Source organism: Nitratidesulfovibrio liaohensis (assembly GCF_011682075.1).
Taxonomy (GTDB): Bacteria; Desulfobacterota; Desulfovibrionia; order Desulfovibrionales; family Desulfovibrionaceae; genus Cupidesulfovibrio; species Cupidesulfovibrio liaohensis.
Genome location: NZ_VSMK01000528.1, coordinates 1 through 1,504, shown reverse-complemented (window position 1 = coordinate 1,504; position 1,504 = coordinate 1). Strand labels below are relative to the sequence as shown.

General features: G+C 70.1%; 2 protein-coding genes. Both read right to left on the bottom strand.

Going from position 1 to position 1,504, the window contains the following annotated elements; translation table 11 throughout:
* A partial coding sequence (locus FVW27_RS15275; protein WP_167126726.1) for a hydantoinase/oxoprolinase family protein occupies positions 1-1,026 on the bottom strand: 1,026 nt, incomplete at its 3' end.
* Positions 1,027-1,029: 3 nt separating this feature from the next.
* Positions 1,030-1,504 (bottom strand): PdxA family dehydrogenase (locus tag FVW27_RS15270; RefSeq protein ID WP_167126724.1); only part of this gene is annotated, 475 nt, incomplete at its 5' end.

Sequence of the window (1,504 nt, the reverse complement as noted above, 5' to 3'; positions counted from 1 at the left end):
GCCCATGGCCATGCTGGCCCCGGCCCGTTCCGGCCCCACGCGCACCGCCCCGGCGGCCACGTGCAGGCGCGAATCGCCCCCCACGCCGATGGACCGCGTTTTCAGGGCGCGCACCAGCGTGGGGTAGCTGCCCACCTCTATGCCGTCCTTCTCGATGACCGGCGATCCGCAGGCGAACACGGCGATGTCCGTGGTGGTGCCGCCGATATCCAGGATCACGCAGTCTTCGCGGATGTCGCACAGGGCGATGATGCCCATGACGCTGGCCGCAGGGCCGGACAGGATGGATTCCACCGGCAGTTCGCGCGAAACGGCCAGCGGCATGGTGCCGCCGTCGGCCTTCAGGATGTGGATGGGCGCGGTGATGCCGAATTCGCGGGCCGACTGCTCGATGGCGTCGGCAAAACGGTTGTACACCCGCCATACCGCTGAATTGTAGTAGGCCGTGGCCACCCGGCGCGGAAAGTTCAGCTGGCCCGACAGGCGGTGCCCCAGCGAGACGAAGTCGCCGCAGCCGCAGCTTGCGGGGCTGCCGCCGCTGCGCGCGCCAAGGGCCTCGCCCATGGCCGTTTCATGCGCGGGGTTGCGGGTGGAAAACTTGCCCACCGCCGCGAACAGGCGCACCCCCGCCTCGCAGCAGGCGGTGGACACCCGCGCCATCTCTGCCGGGTCAAGAGGGGCAATCTCCTCGCCCCGGTGGTCGATGGACCCGCTTACCGGAAAGTAGAACCGCCCCACGCGGAAGTGCTCCGGGTCGATGCCCGGCCCGGCGGACACCACCACCGCCACGTCCTCGGTCTTGCCTTCCACGATGGCGTTGGTGGACAGCGTGGTGCTGAGGTTCATGCGGGTGATGCGCCCCGGCTCCACCCCCCCATGGGGCTTCAGCAGCCCCTGCATGGCCGCGCGCACCGAGGCCAGCAGGTCGTGATGGTCTGTGGGCACCTTGGCGCTGGCCGCTATGGTGCGGCCATCCATGACCACGGCATCGGTATGCGTACCGCCAACGTCGATTCCCAGGTACATGGCTCAGTCCTTCCCGTCGCAAAGGGTGCAGGCAAGGCGCAGCGCGGCGGCGAAGCTGCCGGTGTCCGCCGCGCCGGTTCCGGCGATGTCGAAGCCCGTGCCGTGGTCCACCGAAGTGCGCACGAAGGGCAACCCCAGGGTCACGTTCACGGCGTCGGAAAAATGCAGCATCTTCAGGGGGGCCAGCCCCTGGTCGTGGTACATGGCCAGCACGGCGGCGTAGGCGCCACGCGCCGCCTTGACGAACAGCGTGTCGGCGGGCAGCGGCCCGATGACGTCCAGCCCTTCGGCCACGGCGTCGGCCACGGCCGGGGCGATGGTATCGATTTCCTCGCTGCCGATGCGGCCCGATTCCCCGGCGTGGGGGTTCAGTCCGCACACGGCAACTGGTCCCGCGGCCCCGATGGCCCGCGCGTGGGCCGCCGTCAGGCGCAGGCAGTGCAGCACCCGCTGCCGGGTTATCAGGCCGGGCACCTCG